Annotated in this window: 14 protein-coding genes; 3 read left to right on the top strand and 11 right to left on the bottom strand. The window is 72.0% G+C overall.

The genetic code is table 11. From position 1 onward, the window contains the following. Nucleotides 1–22 precede the first annotated feature (22 nt). From truB to rimP, 7 genes are all read right to left on the bottom strand, one after another. Entirely contained in the window at nucleotides 23–928 is a 906-nt protein-coding gene (gene truB / locus AB0A61_RS35985; protein ID WP_361302178.1) for a tRNA pseudouridine(55) synthase TruB, read from the bottom strand. Beyond that, nucleotides 925–1386 carry a 30S ribosome-binding factor RbfA gene (gene rbfA, locus AB0A61_RS35980; protein WP_361302175.1) on the bottom strand — a complete coding sequence of 154 codons (462 nt, stop codon included), beginning with the start codon at nucleotides 1384–1386 and terminating at the stop codon, nucleotides 925–927. Before rbfA ends, truB begins: the two co-directional genes overlap by 4 nt. A 49-nt stretch (nucleotides 1387–1435) precedes the next feature. Then, entirely contained in the window at nucleotides 1436–1729 is a 294-nt protein-coding gene (locus AB0A61_RS35975) for a DUF503 domain-containing protein (RefSeq protein ID WP_361302252.1), read from the bottom strand. Between the two features lie 525 nt (nucleotides 1730–2254). Beyond that, the gene (gene infB, locus AB0A61_RS35970) at nucleotides 2255–5290 is read right to left on the bottom strand and encodes a translation initiation factor IF-2 (RefSeq protein WP_361302172.1); all 3036 of its coding nucleotides are present in this window, start codon (nucleotides 5288–5290) and stop codon (nucleotides 2255–2257) included. A 152-nt stretch (nucleotides 5291–5442) separates the two neighbouring features. Continuing rightward, nucleotides 5443–5772 (bottom strand): YlxR family RNase P modulator, encoded by a 330-nt coding sequence (locus tag AB0A61_RS35965; protein ID WP_361302169.1) that lies wholly within the window; start codon nucleotides 5770–5772, stop codon nucleotides 5443–5445. A gap of 136 nt (nucleotides 5773–5908) precedes the next feature. Beyond that, nucleotides 5909–6898 (bottom strand): transcription termination factor NusA, encoded by a 990-nt coding sequence (nusA, locus tag AB0A61_RS35960; protein ID WP_361302166.1) that lies wholly within the window; start codon nucleotides 6896–6898, stop codon nucleotides 5909–5911. A gap of 2 nt (nucleotides 6899–6900) precedes the next feature. Further along, nucleotides 6901–7416: a ribosome maturation factor RimP gene (gene rimP, locus AB0A61_RS35955; RefSeq protein ID WP_361302163.1), complete on the bottom strand. Its 516-nt coding sequence runs from the start codon at nucleotides 7414–7416 to the stop codon at nucleotides 6901–6903. A 222-nt stretch (nucleotides 7417–7638) separates the two neighbouring features. Between rimP and AB0A61_RS35950 the strand changes: the two genes are divergently transcribed. The 3 genes from AB0A61_RS35950 to AB0A61_RS35940 all read left to right on the top strand — a co-directional run bounded on the left by AB0A61_RS35950 (nucleotide 7639) and on the right by AB0A61_RS35940 (nucleotide 9748). Beyond that, nucleotides 7639–8211 (top strand): hypothetical protein, encoded by a 573-nt coding sequence (locus AB0A61_RS35950; RefSeq protein WP_361302160.1) that lies wholly within the window; start codon nucleotides 7639–7641, stop codon nucleotides 8209–8211. Further along, entirely contained in the window at nucleotides 8208–8738 is a 531-nt protein-coding gene (locus AB0A61_RS35945) for a ferritin-like domain-containing protein (RefSeq protein WP_361302158.1), read from the top strand. Before AB0A61_RS35950 ends, AB0A61_RS35945 begins: the two co-directional genes overlap by 4 nt. Before the next feature lie 101 nt (nucleotides 8739–8839). Further along, nucleotides 8840–9748: an aminoglycoside phosphotransferase family protein gene (locus AB0A61_RS35940; protein ID WP_361302155.1), complete on the top strand. Its 909-nt coding sequence runs from the start codon at nucleotides 8840–8842 to the stop codon at nucleotides 9746–9748. Between the two features lie 76 nt (nucleotides 9749–9824). Here AB0A61_RS35940 and AB0A61_RS35935 read toward each other — a convergent pair whose 3' ends face one another. From AB0A61_RS35935 to AB0A61_RS35920, 4 genes are all read right to left on the bottom strand, one after another. After that, entirely contained in the window at nucleotides 9825–11528 is a 1704-nt protein-coding gene (locus tag AB0A61_RS35935) for a proline--tRNA ligase (RefSeq protein WP_361302152.1), read from the bottom strand. A 114-nt stretch (nucleotides 11529–11642) separates the two neighbouring features. After that, nucleotides 11643–12212 carry a GNAT family N-acetyltransferase gene (locus AB0A61_RS35930; protein WP_361302149.1) on the bottom strand — a complete coding sequence of 190 codons (570 nt, stop codon included), beginning with the start codon at nucleotides 12210–12212 and terminating at the stop codon, nucleotides 11643–11645. A 286-nt stretch (nucleotides 12213–12498) separates the two neighbouring features. Then, nucleotides 12499–13347, bottom strand: a complete 849-nt coding sequence (locus tag AB0A61_RS35925; RefSeq protein ID WP_361302146.1) for a GNAT family N-acetyltransferase — start codon at nucleotides 13345–13347, stop codon at nucleotides 12499–12501. Nucleotides 13348–13581: 234 nt separating this feature from the next. Next, nucleotides 13582–14022 (bottom strand): flavodoxin-dependent (E)-4-hydroxy-3-methylbut-2-enyl-diphosphate synthase (locus AB0A61_RS35920; RefSeq protein WP_361302143.1); only part of this gene is annotated, 441 nt, incomplete at its 5' end.

Raw genomic sequence — 14022 nt, 5'->3', positions numbered from 1 at the left:
CCGCCTCCTGCCGCAGTTTCCCTCAGGCGAAGACGGCCAGGCTCCTGGCCTTGCCCCGGTGCTCCTCCACGAGTGCGAGGAAGCGCTGCTCGGGGTCGAAGACGGCCACCGGCCCGGCGCCCGCGTACTCCTCGGGCATGTCCAGCCGGACACCGTTGGTGAGCAGCCGGGCGCGCCGGGCATCCACGTCCCAGCGGGGGAACGCGGCCGCGGCCGCCTGCGCGATCGGCATCACGGTCAGCTCCTGCTGGAGCTGCTCCAACGACTTCGCGGAGTCCAGTTTGTACGGGCCGACGCGGGTGCGGCGCAGCGCCGTGAGATGACCGCCGACGCCGAGGTCGGCGCCGAGGTCGCGGGCCAGGGCACGGATGTAGGTGCCGGAGGAGCACACCACCGAGACCACCAGGTCGAGCACGGGGGTGCCGTCCTCGGCCACGGCGTCCCGGACGTCGTACACCTCGAAGGAGGAGACGGTGACGGGCCGGGCCGGGATCTCGAATTCCTCGCCCTCCCGGGCCCGCTTGTACGACCGTACGCCGTCGATCTTGATGGCGCTGACCTTGGACGGCACCTGCATGATGTCGCCGGTCAGCTTGGCGATACCGGTGTCGACGGCGTCGCGGGCGACCTTGGAGGCATCCGTGGAGGAAGTGATCTCCCCCTCGGCGTCGTCCGTGATCGTGGTCTGTCCGAGCCGGATGGTGCCGAGGTACTCCTTCTCGGTCAGCGCGAGGTGGCCGAGGAGCTTGGTGGCCTTCTCCACGCCGAGGACGAGGACGCCGGTCGCCATGGGGTCGAGGGTGCCGGCGTGGCCGACGCGGCGGGTCCTGGCGATCCCGCGCATCTTGGCGACCACGTCGTGCGAAGTGAAGCCCGACGGCTTGTCGACGATGACGAGGCCGTCGGGCGGGGTGGGCTTGCTGGTCATTCGGCGGTGTCGTCCGTCTCGTCGGCCTCGTCTTCGGAGCCCGGCTTGCGGTACGGGTCCGCGTCGCCGGCGTAGGCGGCGCCCGCGGACGCCTCACGCACCTTGGCGTCGGAGGCGCGCGCCTTGTCGAGGAGGTCCTCGATGTTCCGGGCGGTGTCCGGGAGGGCGTCCGCGACGAAGGTGAGGGTCGGCGTGAACTTCACGCCCGCCGCGCGGCCGACCTCGGAGCGCAGGATGCCCTTGGCGCTCTCCAGACCGGCGGCCGCGGCCTTCCGCTCCTCGTCGTCCCCGTAGACCGTGTAGAAGACGGTCGCCTCCCGCAGGTCACCCGTGACCCGGGTGTCCGTGATGGTGACGTGCGAGCCGAGCCGCGGGTCCTTGATCCCGCGCTGCAGCTTCTGGGCCACCACCTCTCGGATGAGGTCCGCCAGCTTTTTCGCCCGCGCGTTGTCGGCCACTGGTCCGTCTCCCGTTCTTTCTTCTTCTGCGTTCTGTGGCTATGGGTCGTCAGTCGTCTTCACCGTGGAAGCGCCGCCTGACGGACAGCAGCTCCACCTCCGGGCGGCCCGCGACCAGCCGCTCGCAGCGGTCCAGTACGTCGGTCAGGTGCGCCGCGTCGCCGGAGACCACGGCGAGGCCGATGAGGGCCCGCCGGTGGAGGTTCGTGTGGTCCACCTCGGCCGCGCTCACCGCAAATCTGCGCTGGAGCTCGGCGACGATCGGGCGGACGACGGAGCGCTTCTCCTTCAGCGAGTGGACGTCGCCGAGGAGGAGGTCGAAGGACAGAGTCCCCACGTACATGTGTGTAACCGGGTTGCCCGCCGGTGCGGGGTCGATGGCCCTGCCGTCGGTGTGGGGCAGGGACATCAAGAACGGTACCGCGAACCCTGCCGGTGGCTCGACGGGGTTTCCTGTGCCCGCCCACCACCCGACTCGGCAGGCCAAGAGGTGCCCAGCCCTGGGGCTCCGCCCCGGACCCCGGCGGGGGCTGCGCCCCCTGCACCCCTCACAGAGTCCACCCGGGGCCCGGACTTCGTTGCATCCCTCGCAGGCTCCGCCTCAGGCCCCTGCGGGGGCTGCACCCCTGCGGACCTCGGCGGATTCGGGCTGCAGCCGAAGGGGCCTCGCCCCGCGAGGTGCGGGGCGAGGCCCCTGCCGGAGGCGGACGCCGCCCTCCAGGCTTCTGGCGGCCGTCTCAGCCGACCCGTCCGGTGATCGAGGACGAGGGCGTTCGGGCCGACACGGGGGTCGGGGGCAGCGGCCCCCGGGAGGACGGCGAGCCGGCCGACGGGACGTGGTCCCGTCGGCCGGCGGCGGCCGTGGGCGTTACGCCCGCGGCTTCTCGCGCATCTCGTACGTCGCGATGACGTCGTCGACCTTGATGTCGTTGAAGTTTCCGAGGTTGATACCACCCTCGTAGCCTTCGCGGATCTCGGTGACGTCGTCCTTGAAGCGACGCAGACCCTCGATGTTGAGGTTCTCCGCGATGACCTTGCCGTCGCGGATGAGGCGCGCCTTGCTGTTGCGGCGGACCTCGCCGGAGCGGATGAGCACACCCGCGATGTTGCCCAGCTTGGACGAACGGAAGACCTCGCGGATTTCCGCCGTGCCGAGCTCGACCTCCTCGTACTCCGGCTTGAGCATGCCCTTGAGGGCCGCCTCGATCTCCTCGATCGCCTGGTAGATGACCGAGTAGTACCGGACGTCCACGCCCTCACGCTCGGCCATCTGCGCGGCACGCCCGGCGGCGCGCACGTTGAAGCCGATCACGATGGCGTCCGAGCCCATCGCCAGGTCGATGTCCGACTCCGTGACCGCACCGACGCCGCGGTGCAGGACGCGGATGTCGACCTCTTCGCCGACGTCCAGCTGGAGCAGGGAGGACTCGAGCGCCTCGACGGAACCAGAAGCGTCACCCTTGATGATGAGGTTGAGCTGCTGGACCTCGCCGGCCTTGAGCACCTTGTCCAGGTCCTCGAGGGAGACGCGGCGCGTGCGCTTGGCGAACGCGGCGTTGCGCTCGCGGGCGGCGCGCTTCTCGGCGATCTGACGGGCCGTACGGTCCTCGTCGACCACCAGGAAGTTGTCGCCCGCACCCGGGACGTTGGTCAGGCCCAGGACCTGGACCGGCGTCGACGGGCCGGCCTCGGCCACGTTGTTGCCGTTGTCGTCGAGCATGGCGCGGACGCGACCGTAGGCGTCGCCCACGACCATCGTGTCGCCGACCCGCAGCGTGCCTCGCTGGACGAGGACCGTCGCCACGGCACCACGGCCGCGGTCGAGACGGGACTCGATCGAGATGCCCTGCGCGTCCTGGTGCGGGTTGGCCCGCAGGTCGAGCGAGGCGTCGGCGGTCAGGATGACCGCTTCCAGCAGCGAGTCGATGTGCAGACCCTGCTTGGCGGAGATGTCGACGAACATCGTGTCGCCGCCGTACTCCTCGGCCACCAGGCCGTACTCGGTCAGCTGACCGCGCACCTTGGTCGGGTCGGCACCCTCGACGTCGATCTTGTTGACCGCGACCACGATCGGGACGTCGGCCGCCTTGGCGTGGTTGAGCGCCTCGACCGTCTGCGGCATGACGCCGTCGTTGGCCGCGACGACCAGGATCGCGATGTCGGTCGACTTCGCACCACGGGCACGCATGGCGGTGAACGCCTCGTGACCCGGGGTGTCGATGAAGGTGATCTTGCGCTCTTCGTCGTTGACCTCGGTCGCGACCTGGTAGGCACCGATGTGCTGGGTGATGCCGCCGGCCTCGCCCGCGATGACGTTGGTCTTGCGGATGGCGTCGAGCAGTCGGGTCTTTCCGTGGTCGACGTGACCCATGACGGTGACGACCGGCGGACGGACCACCAGGTCCTCCTCGTCGCCCTCGTCCTCGCCGAACTCGATGTCGAAGGACTCGAGCAGCTCGCGGTCCTCCTCCTCGGGGCTGACGATCTGAACCGCGTAGTTCATCTCGCCGGCGAGGAGCTGCAGCGTCTCGTCGGAGACGGACTGCGTGGCCGTGACCATCTCGCCCAGGTTCATCATGACCGCGACGAGGGACGCCGGGTTGGCGTTGATCTTCTCCGCGAAGTCGGTGAGCGACGCACCGCGCGACAGGCGAATGGTCTCGCCGTTGCCGCGAGGCAGCATCACACCGCCGACCGACGGGGCCTGCATGGCCTCGTACTCCTGACGGCGCTGCCGCTTCGACTTGCGGCCGCGACGCGCCGGACCGCCGGGACGGCCGAAGGCGCCCTGCGTGCCACCACGGCCACCGGGACCACCCGGACGGCCGCCGAAGCCGGGACGGCCACCGCCGCCACCGAAGCCGCCGCCACCGCCGCCGGGGCCGCCGCCACCGGGACGACCGGCGAAGCCGCCGCCGCCCGGACGACCGCCACCGCCGCCACCGGGACGACCGGCGAAGCCGCCGCCGCCCGGACGACCGCCACCGCCGCCACCGGGACGACCGGCGCCGGCCGGGCCTCGGCCGCCACCGCCGGGTCCGGGACGCGGACCGGCAGCGGGACGTTGCGGCATCATGCCGGGGTTGGGACGCGGACCGGCCGGGCCGGGACGCGGACCGCCCTGCGGACGGGGCATCGAGCCCGGGCTAGGACGCGAACCGCCCGGAGCCTGGGGACGCGGACCGCCGCCCTGGGCGCCGGGCGCCTGCGGACGGGGACCGGCGCCGGGAGCACCGGGACCGCCCGGACGGGCGCCCTGCGGGCGGGGCGCATGCGGGCGCGCCATGCCGGTGGAGCCACCGGAGGTGAAGGGGTTGTTGCCCGGACGCGGGCCGGCCGGACGGCCACCCGGACGCGCGGCCTGGCCGCCGGAGCGCGGAGCACCCTGGCCCGGACGCGAGGCCTGGCCCTGACCGGGACCGCCGGGGCGGCCGCCGGGCTTGGGGGCGCCGGGACGGACGCCGGGCTTCGGGGCGGCCGGAGACGGAGCCGACGGCGGAGCGGTGAACTCCGGCGTGGCGGGCGCCGCGGGGGCCGGACGCGGTGCGGGCTTCGGACCCGGCACCGGACGCGGGCCGGCGGCCGGAGCCGACGGAGCCGCGGGCTGCTGGGCCGCGGCAGGCTTGGGGGCGGCCGGCGGCTTCGGGGCAGCCGGACGAGCCGCCTGCACCGGGGAGGGCGCGGCGGGCTTGGGGGCGGCCTTCTTCGGGGCGGCCGGGCGCGCGGCGGACTTGCCGCTGCCGTTGCCCTGCTGGAAGGCGTCAGTCAGCTTGCGTACTACGGGCGCCTCGATCGTCGAGGACGCCGAACGGACGAATTCACCGAGTTCCTGGAGCTTGGCCATGACGACCTTGCTCTCGACACCGAACTCCTTGGCGAGTTCGTAGACCCGGACCTTAGCCACTTCGCTCCTTTGAGGTCCGGGTTGCGGCCGGACCGTCGCTAGTTCATGGGCGTACTCATCGCGTACTCATCGAGTGCTCATCGCAATCTCGACCTGCTTTCGACTCGCGAGGTACCAGGCCGCACGGGGGGGTTCCGTACGACATGTCTTGCTTACCGTGTTGCCTGCTCAGCACCGCCCGGCAAGCGGGCGGCGCTGCTTCGGCAACCATCTGCCTGCTCGACGTAGTGGCGCAACGCCTTTACGTCGAGCGGTCCCGGGACGCGGAGCGCCCGCGGAAACGCCCGGCGGCGCACCGCCTGGTCAAGACAGACCGGGGCGGGGTGCACATAGGCACCCCGGCCGGGCAGCGTACCGCGAGGATCGGGGACGCACTCGCCCTCGACCGCCACGGTCCGCAACAGTTCGATCTTGGCCGCTCGCTCCCGGCACCCCACACAGATGCGTTCAGGGCATACGCGGGCACGCGTCCGGCCAGACACTCCTAAGTCTACCTCCCCGTGTCGACCTCACCCCTTTGGGGCAAAGATCGAACACATGCTGGGCACAGAACTGTCGTGATCTGAGCGACCTGCGGCTCAGATCTATTCCCACTCCCGGGTGATCCCCCGGGTGGTCCTATTCTTCGGAGACCTGCTCGGTGTCCGGGCGGATGTCGATCCGCCAGCCGGTGAGCCTGGCCGCGAGGCGGGCGTTCTGGCCCTCCTTGCCGATCGCCAGTGACAGCTGGTAGTCCGGCACCGTCACCCGGGCCGACCGGGTCGCCATGTCCACGACCTCCACCTTGGAGACACGGGCCGGCGACAGCGCGTTGGCCACCATCTCCGCGGGGTCGTCCGACCAGTCGACGATGTCGATCTTCTCGCCGTTCAGCTCGCCCATGACGTTGCGCACCCGGCCGCCCATGGGGCCGATGCAGGCTCCCTTGGCGTTCAGGCCCGAACGGGTGGACCTCACGGCGATCTTGGTGCGGTGACCGGCCTCACGGGCGATCGCCGCGATCTCGACCGAGCCGTCGGCGATCTCGGGCACCTCCAGGGCGAAGAGCTTCTTCACCAGACTGGGGTGCGTCCGGGACAGCGTCACGGACGGTCCGCGGACGCCCTTGGCCACCCGTACGACGTACGAGCGAAGGCGCATGCCGTGCGGGTAGGTCTCGCCCGGAACCTGCTCCTGCACCGGCAGGATGGCCTCCAGCTTGCCGATGTCGACGAGCACGTTCTTCGGGTCACGGCCCTGCTGCACCACACCGGTGACGATGTCGCCCTCACGCCCGGCGTACTCGCCGAGCGTCGCGTCGTCCTCGGCGTCGCGCAGCCGCTGCAGGATGACCTGCTTGGCGGTGGTGGCGGCGATACGGCCGAAGCCGGACGGGGTGTCGTCGAACTCGCGGGGCTCCTGGCCCTCTTCGAGGTCCTCGGGGTCCTCCTTCGCCCACACGGTCACATGCCCGGTCTCCCGGTTGAGCTCCACGCGCGCGTGGCGGCGGCTTCCCTCGGTGCGGTGGTAGGCGATGAGGAGGGCCGACTCGATCGCCTCGACCAGCAGGTCGAAGGAGATCTCCTTCTCCCGAACCAAGCCCCGCAGGGCACTCATGTCGATGTCCACGGCTACGCCTCCTCCTCTTCCTTCATGCCTGTGTTGTCGTCGGCCTTGCGGCCGAACTCGACCTGCACGCGCGCCTTCACGACGTCCGGGAAGCCGAGTCTGCGGGTCGTGGCCTTGCGGCCCTTGACTCCGGGCACTTCGAGGTCGAGGCCTTCGTCGTCGACCTTCAGGATCCTGGCCACCAGCTCACCGCCCTCGGTCAGCTGGAACTTCACCAGCCGGCCCGTGGCGCGCACATAGTGCCGGTGTTCCTCGAGGAGGCGCTCGGCGCCCGGGGTGCCGACCTCCAGGGTGTACTCCCCCTCGCCCATCGCGTCCGTCTCGTCGAGCCTCGCCGAGAGCGCACGGCTCACATCGGCGATCCGGTCCAGGTCCGCTCCGGTGTCGGAGTCGACGACGACGCGCAGCACACGTTTGCGTCCGACCGAGTCCACGGCGATCTCTTCGAGATCCAGGCCCTGGGAGGCGACGAGCGGTTCCAGCAGTTCCCGCAGCCTCTCGCTCTGGGTGGTGCTCATCCGGGTGACTCCTCGGCCGCGTGTGCTGTTGTGGGATGGGTCGCGTGTCTGGTCAAAGGGTATCCGGTCCCAGGGGGTGTTGCCGTCCACCTGCGCAGAGGTGGTGCCGCTGAGTGATGCCCGGCGGGCGCGCGGGTACGGTGATCACCGCGAGCCGCGCTGCCGGCCCGCTGGTCTCGTTCGCACTCCGTCTCGTTCGCACTCCCCCCGAGGACGACTGCCGTGCCGTTCCCCCCGCCCCCGCGCGTCCCCGCGGGACCCCGCAGACGGAGCCTGCTCGCCTCGGCCGCGGGCGCCGCGCTGCTGGTGGGCTGCTCCGCCGGATCAGACGGATCAGGACGTTCCGACGACGCGGGTACCAGCGGCAGCCCGTCGCCGTCCGAGCGGGCACGCGCGCTTGCGGCCGGGGACAGCCAGGAGTTGCTGGAGCACTACGACGCGGTGATCGCCGCGCACCCGGCGCTCGCGCAGCGGCTGCGGCCGCTGCGGGCAGAGGTGGTGGCACATCGGGAGGCGTTCGGCAGCACTGTCGGTGTGCAGGCCGGGTCCGGTGCGCCCGCGGGGTCCGGGGCATCGCCGGGGGCGGGCGGGGTGCCGGCTGCCGGCGTGCCGTCCCTCGCCGTTCCCGGGGACGAGAAGGACGCCCTGGCCGGTCTCGCCGACGCCGAGCGGGCGCTCGCGGACCGGCGGATCGACGCGCTGCTCCAGGTGCCGGGCGAGCTGGCCCGGCTGCTGGCCTCGGTGGCGGCGGCCGGGGCGGCGCACGCCTACCTGCTGACGGGGGGCGACCAGTGAGCGGGGCGACGGAAGCGGCGACGGACCGGCGCCTCCAGGCCGTCCAGGCGGCGCTCGCGGCGGAGCACGCGGCCGTCTACGGCTACGGGGTCGTCGGTGGGCGGGTCGATGAGCGGCGGCGCGCCGAGGCACAGGCGGCGTACGACGCCCACCGGGCGCGGCGGGACGCGCTCGTCCGCGAGGTACGGGATCTGGGGGCCCGGCCGGTGGCCTCGGCGGCGGCGTACGCGCTGCCCTTCCCGGTGCCGGACTCCGCCGCTGCGGTCCGGTTCGCCGCGGAGCTGGAGGAACGCGTGGCCGGGGTGTACTCCGACCTGGTGCGGGCGACCGACGGCGGGCGGCGGCGCGAGGCCGCCGGGGCGCTGCGGGAGGCGGCGGTCCGCGCGGTGCGCTGGCGCGGGGAGAGCGTAGCCTTCCCTGGTCTCGCCGAGCGGGCCGGAACCGGCACTGCCTCGGCGGCGCCGACACCGGCTCCGACGACGTCACCGACAGCGACACTGACAGCGACATCAACACCGACAGCGTGAAGTGAGCGGAGGGACAGGACTCGTCACGGCGCAGGACGGACACAGGAGGCGCCCTCGGCGCACGGTGACAGCAAACACGTCCAGGAAGGAACCACTCGCGCATGGCTTTCGAACCGCCGCAACGTCTGGTGCGGGCACTCGGTGAGACGGCACCGGGCGGTGACGACTGGTTGGAGAAGCTGCCCGAGCTGGCGCAGCAGGCCGTCGCGCTACGCGAGTTGACCGTCGAGCGGGTGCAGGTGCCCGGCGGGCGCAGCAGCCTGGTCGTGCTGGTGCGGACGGCGGACGGGACCCCGGCCGTCCTGAAACTGGCCCCGCCGCGGGCCCGCCCGGAGAGCGAGCGGGCGGCGCTGGCGCACTGGGGCGGGCGAGGTGCCGTCCAGCTCCTGGAACCCCCGTCGATCGAGGGCGCGCTGCTGCTGGAGCGGCTGCATCCGGAGATGTCGGTACGGTCGCTGCCCGAGGCGAAGGCGCTGCTGGAGGCGGCGGGCACACTGCGGCGGCTGTGGGTCGAGCCGCCCGGTGACGACGACGCCCACCGGTTCGAAACCGTCGCCGAGCGGACCGGGCGGCAGGCCGAGGCGATGCGGGCGAGCGCCCGGACCGACGCCGAGGTGGCCCCGCTGGTGAACGCGGCGCTCGCGGCCCGCGAGGAGCTGCTGGCCGCGCCACCCGAGGAGCGGCTGCTGCACGGCACGTTCCGGCAGAGCAAGGTGCTGGCCGGGGACCGGATGCCGTGGCTGGCCGTGGGCCCCGACCCGGTGGTCGGCGAGGGTGCCTTCGACCTGGCCCGGCTGGTCCGCGACCGGGTGGAGGACCTGATCGCCTCGCCGTCCGGCGCCGCCACGACCCGTCGGCGGATCAAGCGCCTGGCGGAGTCGCTGGAGGTGGACCAGGAGCGGCTGCGCGGGTGGACGCTGTTCCGGGCCGTGGAGTCCGGGGTGCGGGCGCGCCGGGTGGGCCGGCCGCGGGACGCGGAACTGCTGCTGGAGTTCGCCACCTGGCTCTGACCTGCGGGTGCGGCAAACCGTCGCCGGCCGCCGGTCGGTGACCGGCGGCCGGACGGCTGGTGGTGAGAAGGGCGGATCAGGCGGTGGTGAGGCGGGTGATCGCCTCGTCCACCGTCAGCTCCTCGCGCTCGCCGGTCCTGCGGTCCTTCAGCTCGACCACGCCCTCGCCCGCGCGCCGCCCGGCGACCAGGATCTGCGGTACGCCGATGAGCTCGGCGTCCGTGAACTTCACCCCCGGTGAGACGCCGGCCCGGTCGTCCACCAGGACGCGGACCCCGGCCGCAGCGAGCTTCTGCGACAGGTCGAGGGCCAGCTCCGTCTGCAGCGCCTTGCCCGCGGCGACCACGTGCACGTCGGCCGGTGCGACCTCCTTGGGCCAGACCAGACCCTGCTCGTCCGCGTGCTGCTCGGCGAGGGCGGCGACCGCCCGCGAGACACCGATGCCGTAGGAGCCCATGGTCACGCGGACCGGCTTGCCGTTCTGGCCGAGGACGTCGAGCTTGAGGGCGTCGGTGTACTTCCGGCCGAGCTGGAAGATGTGGCCGATCTCAATGGCGCGGTCGAGCTTCAGGCCGGTGCCGCACTTCGGGCAGGGGTCGCCCTCCTGCACCACCACGACGTCCACGTACTCGTCGACCTCGAAGTCACGGCCGGCGACCACGTTCCTGGCGTGCGTGTGCTCCTTGTTCGCACCGGTGATCCAGGAGGTGCCGGGGGCCACCCGCGGGTCGGCGATGCAGCGGACCTTCTCCAGACCCTGCGGGCCGACGTAGCCGCGGACCAGGTCCGGCCGGGTGGCGAAGTCCTCCTCGGTGACCATCTCGACGGTGGCCGGTGCGAAGTGCGCCTCGACCTTGTCCATGTCGACCTCGCGGTCGCCGGGCACGCCGACGGCGACGATCTCGCCGTCGACCTTGACGAGGAGGTTCTTCAGCGTGGCGGAGGCCGGGACGCCGAGAGAGGCGGCGAGGGTCTCGATGGTGGGGGTGTCCGGGGTCGGGATCTCCTCGGCCGCCGGGACGGCGGAGGCGTCGACCGGCTTGAGCTCGTACGTGATCGCCTCCGTGTTGGCGGCGAAGTCGCAGTTCGGGCAGTCCGCGAAGGTGTCCTCGCCGGCACCCGCGGGGGCGAGGAACTCCTCGGACTTGGAGCCGCCCATCGCGCCCGCGGTGGCGGCGCAGATGCGGTAGTCGAGGCCGAGGCGGTCGAAGATGCGCTGGTAGGCCTGGCGATGCAGGGCGTAGGACTCGGCGAGGCCCTCGTCGGCGAGGTCGAAGGAGTAGGAGTCCTTCATCAGGAACTCGCGGCCGCGCAGGATGCCCGCGCGGGGCCGGGCCTCGTCACGGAACTTGGTCTGGATCTGGTAGAGGATGACCGGCAGGTCCTTGTAGGAGGACGCCTGGTCCTTCACCAGCAGGGTGAAGATCTCCTCGTGGGTGGGGCCGAGCAGGTAGTCGCCGCCCTTGCGGTCCTTGAGGCGGAACAGCTCGGGGCCGTACTCGTCCCAGCGGCCGGTGGCCTCGTAGGGCTCGCGCGGCAGCAGGGCGGGCAGCAGCACCTCCTGGGCGCCGATGGCGTCCATCTCCTCGCGGACGATCCGCTCCACGTTGGCGAGGACCCTCTTGCCGAGCGGCAGCCACGTCCACACACCGGCGGCGGTGCGGCGGACATAGCCGGCGCGGACGAGCAGCTTGTGGCTGAGGACCTCCGCGTCCGCCGGGTCGTCGCGCAGCGTCTTCGCCATCAACTGGGACATGCGCTGGACCGGTGCGTTCGCCATGGTTCTCGTACTCCTGCCGATGGGGGTCCCCCGCTCGAGCGAACCCGGGAGTGGGGGAGGGTGATGGCTAGGAGGTTAGCCGGGCTTGCCGTGCCGGTGGAAATCGGATATCGGCTATCGGCGACGCAGCGGGAGTGGGGCGCCCATCACGGCGTACGGCCTGGGCGCGCTGGGGAAGAGGACCTGCCGGGCCAGATCCTCGTATCCGAGGGAGTGGTACAGACCGCGGGCCGGGCTGTCGGTGTCGATGGCGGAGAGGATCGAGCGGGGCTCGGCGGCGCCGTCGGTGATGGTGGTGATCAGGGCGCGCCCGATGCCGCGGTTCTGGTAGTGGGGGTGGACGTGCAGTTCGGTGATCACGAAGGAGTCGTCGAGCCAGGCGTCCTGGCCGCGGGCGCGCAGGTAGGGCTCGACGACGGTCGACCACCAGTGGGTGCGGTCGTTGGGCATGCCGTAGACGAAGCCGACGAGCAGGCCGCGGGCCGTGGTGGCGCCCAGCGCCCGGGCCCCGGGGTAGGTCATGTGGCGCAGGACGATCTGACGCCTTACGGCGACCTCGTCGGCGCCGAGGCCGAATGCCACGGCCTGGACGGCGAGAGCCTCGTCGACGTGCGCCGGGAGGTCGAGCGGACCGATCACGACGTCGTCGGGGCGGCGGGGTCCGTGACCGGGGAAACTGGGCATGCCGGGGAGACTACCCGGCTCGCACCAGCCTCAGAACAGCACAGTGGAGCAGGGCTAGTGCCCCGGAAGGCAACGTTCGCCCGTCAAGGAGTGACGTCATGGGGGTCCCCCCTGCTCGGGCGAAGCCGAGAGCCTGGGGGAGCGTGCTCTCGGCGTGCCGGCCGGAAGTCCTCGTACTGGACGTACTTGGGCTTTCGGCCGGTGCGGCGAGTGGGGGTCCCCCCTGCTCGAAGAGCTTGGGGGAGTGCCGGGCGCCGCGACGGGGCGAACGCTGCCTGCCGGGGCACTAGAACAGCACGCTCATGAAGGCGCCGACCTCCTGGAAACCCACCCGCTGGTAGGTCCGCCGGGCCGGGGTGTTGAAGTCGTTCACGTACAGACTCACCATCGGGGCCACGTCGGCCAGCGCGTACCGCAGGACGGCCGCCATGCCCGGTGCCGCAAGTCCCGTGCCCCGGTACTCCGGTGCCACCCATACCCCCTGGATCTGGCAGGCCAGGGCGGTCGCCGCGCCGATCTCCGCCTTGAACATCACCTTGCCCTGCTCGTCGAGGCGGGCGAAGGAGCGGCCGGAGCCGACGAGTTCGGCGACGCGGGCCTGGTAGAGCAGGCCGCCGTCACCGGCGAGCGGGGAGACGCCGACCTCCTCGGTGAACATCGCCACGCAGGCCGGGATGATCGTCTCCATCTCGTCCTTGCGGATGCGGCGGACGAAGGGATCCGGGGCGATGTCGGCGGGCATGCGGTCGGTGACCATCAGCGGCTGGTGGGCGCGCACGTCGCGGGCGGGGCCCCAGCTGGGTTCGAGGAGTTGCCACAGCGCGGCGGTGGACTCGGCGGGGCCGACGATGGAGGAACAGCGACGGCCGCCACGCCGGGCCCGGTCGGCGAAGGCGCGCACCGCGCGGGGGGTGGCGCAGATCGGGACCAGGTTGGCGCCCGCGTAGCACAGGGACGTCAGCATGCCGCCCTCGTACCAGCCCCACATCTCGCCACCGAGCCGCCACGGGTCCAGACCGGCGACCTGCACCCGGGACGTCACGAAGGCGTTCGCGACCGGCTCGCGGTCGAGGACGGCGAGCGCGGCGTCCAGGTCGCTCGGTTCGAGCACCCGTGAGGTGGTCTGGGTCAACACGTGCGCGGCCTCACGCTGGGGGTTTCGCTGATCTCCGCACTGTACCTGCCCGATCCGGGCCGCGCCGCCCCCTGGGGAGCGGCTCGGTGGGACACCGGGGTCGGCCGTGGACGCGGGGACGGCTGTATCCGGCCTTTGTCGGCGCACGTGGTGAAGTCACTGTCGGTGAGGGCGCGTTCGACCGTGTTGCAGGGAGCCGTACACGCCCCGCACGGGCGGGAGATCGTCCCTGGGTCACTCCCCGACGGATACCGACGGCTCGCCGGAGGCCACGCCCTCGGCCTCCATCTGCGCGGCGAGCTTCATGGCCTCCTCGATCAGGGTCTCCACGATCTTCGACTCCGGGACGGTCTTGATGACCTCACCCTTGACGAAGATCTGCCCCTTGCCGTTGCCGGAGGCCACCCCCAGATCGGCCTCACGGGCCTCCCCCGGACCATTGACCACACAACCCATCACGGCCACCCGCAGCGGGACCTCCATCCCCGTCAGACCAGCCGTGACCTCCTCGGCCAGCTTGTACACATCCACCTGCGCCCGACCGCACGACGGGCACGAGACGATCTCCAGACCACGCTGTCGCAGATTCAGCGACTCCAGGATCTGGATACCGACCTTCACCTCCTCGGCCGGCGGCGCCGACAAGGAGACGCGGATGGTGTCGCCGATGCCCTG

Source organism: Streptomyces sp. NPDC046197 (assembly GCF_040646295.1).
Taxonomy (GTDB): Bacteria; Actinomycetota; Actinomycetes; order Streptomycetales; family Streptomycetaceae; genus Streptomyces.
This window is presented reverse-complemented; position numbering and strand designations above follow the sequence as displayed.

What these genes read in the sequence shown, in the direction of transcription:
- truB (WP_361302178.1), bottom strand. Translation starts at nt 928, where the DNA reads ATGACCAGCAAGCCCACCCCGCCCGACGGCCTCGTCATCGTCGACAAG.
- AB0A61_RS35930 (WP_361302149.1), bottom strand. Translation starts at nt 12,212, where the DNA reads ATGCCCAGTTTCCCCGGTCACGGACCCCGCCGCCCCGACGACGTCGTG.
- AB0A61_RS35975 (WP_361302252.1), bottom strand. Translation starts at nt 1,729, where the DNA reads ATGTACGTGGGGACTCTGTCCTTCGACCTCCTCCTCGGCGACGTCCAC.
- rimP (WP_361302163.1), bottom strand. Translation starts at nt 7,416, where the DNA reads ATGAGCACCACCCAGAGCGAGAGGCTGCGGGAACTGCTGGAACCGCTC.
- AB0A61_RS35935 (WP_361302152.1), bottom strand. Translation starts at nt 11,528, where the DNA reads ATGGCGAACGCACCGGTCCAGCGCATGTCCCAGTTGATGGCGAAGACG.
- AB0A61_RS35940 (WP_361302155.1), top strand. Translation starts at nt 8,840, where the DNA reads ATGGCTTTCGAACCGCCGCAACGTCTGGTGCGGGCACTCGGTGAGACG.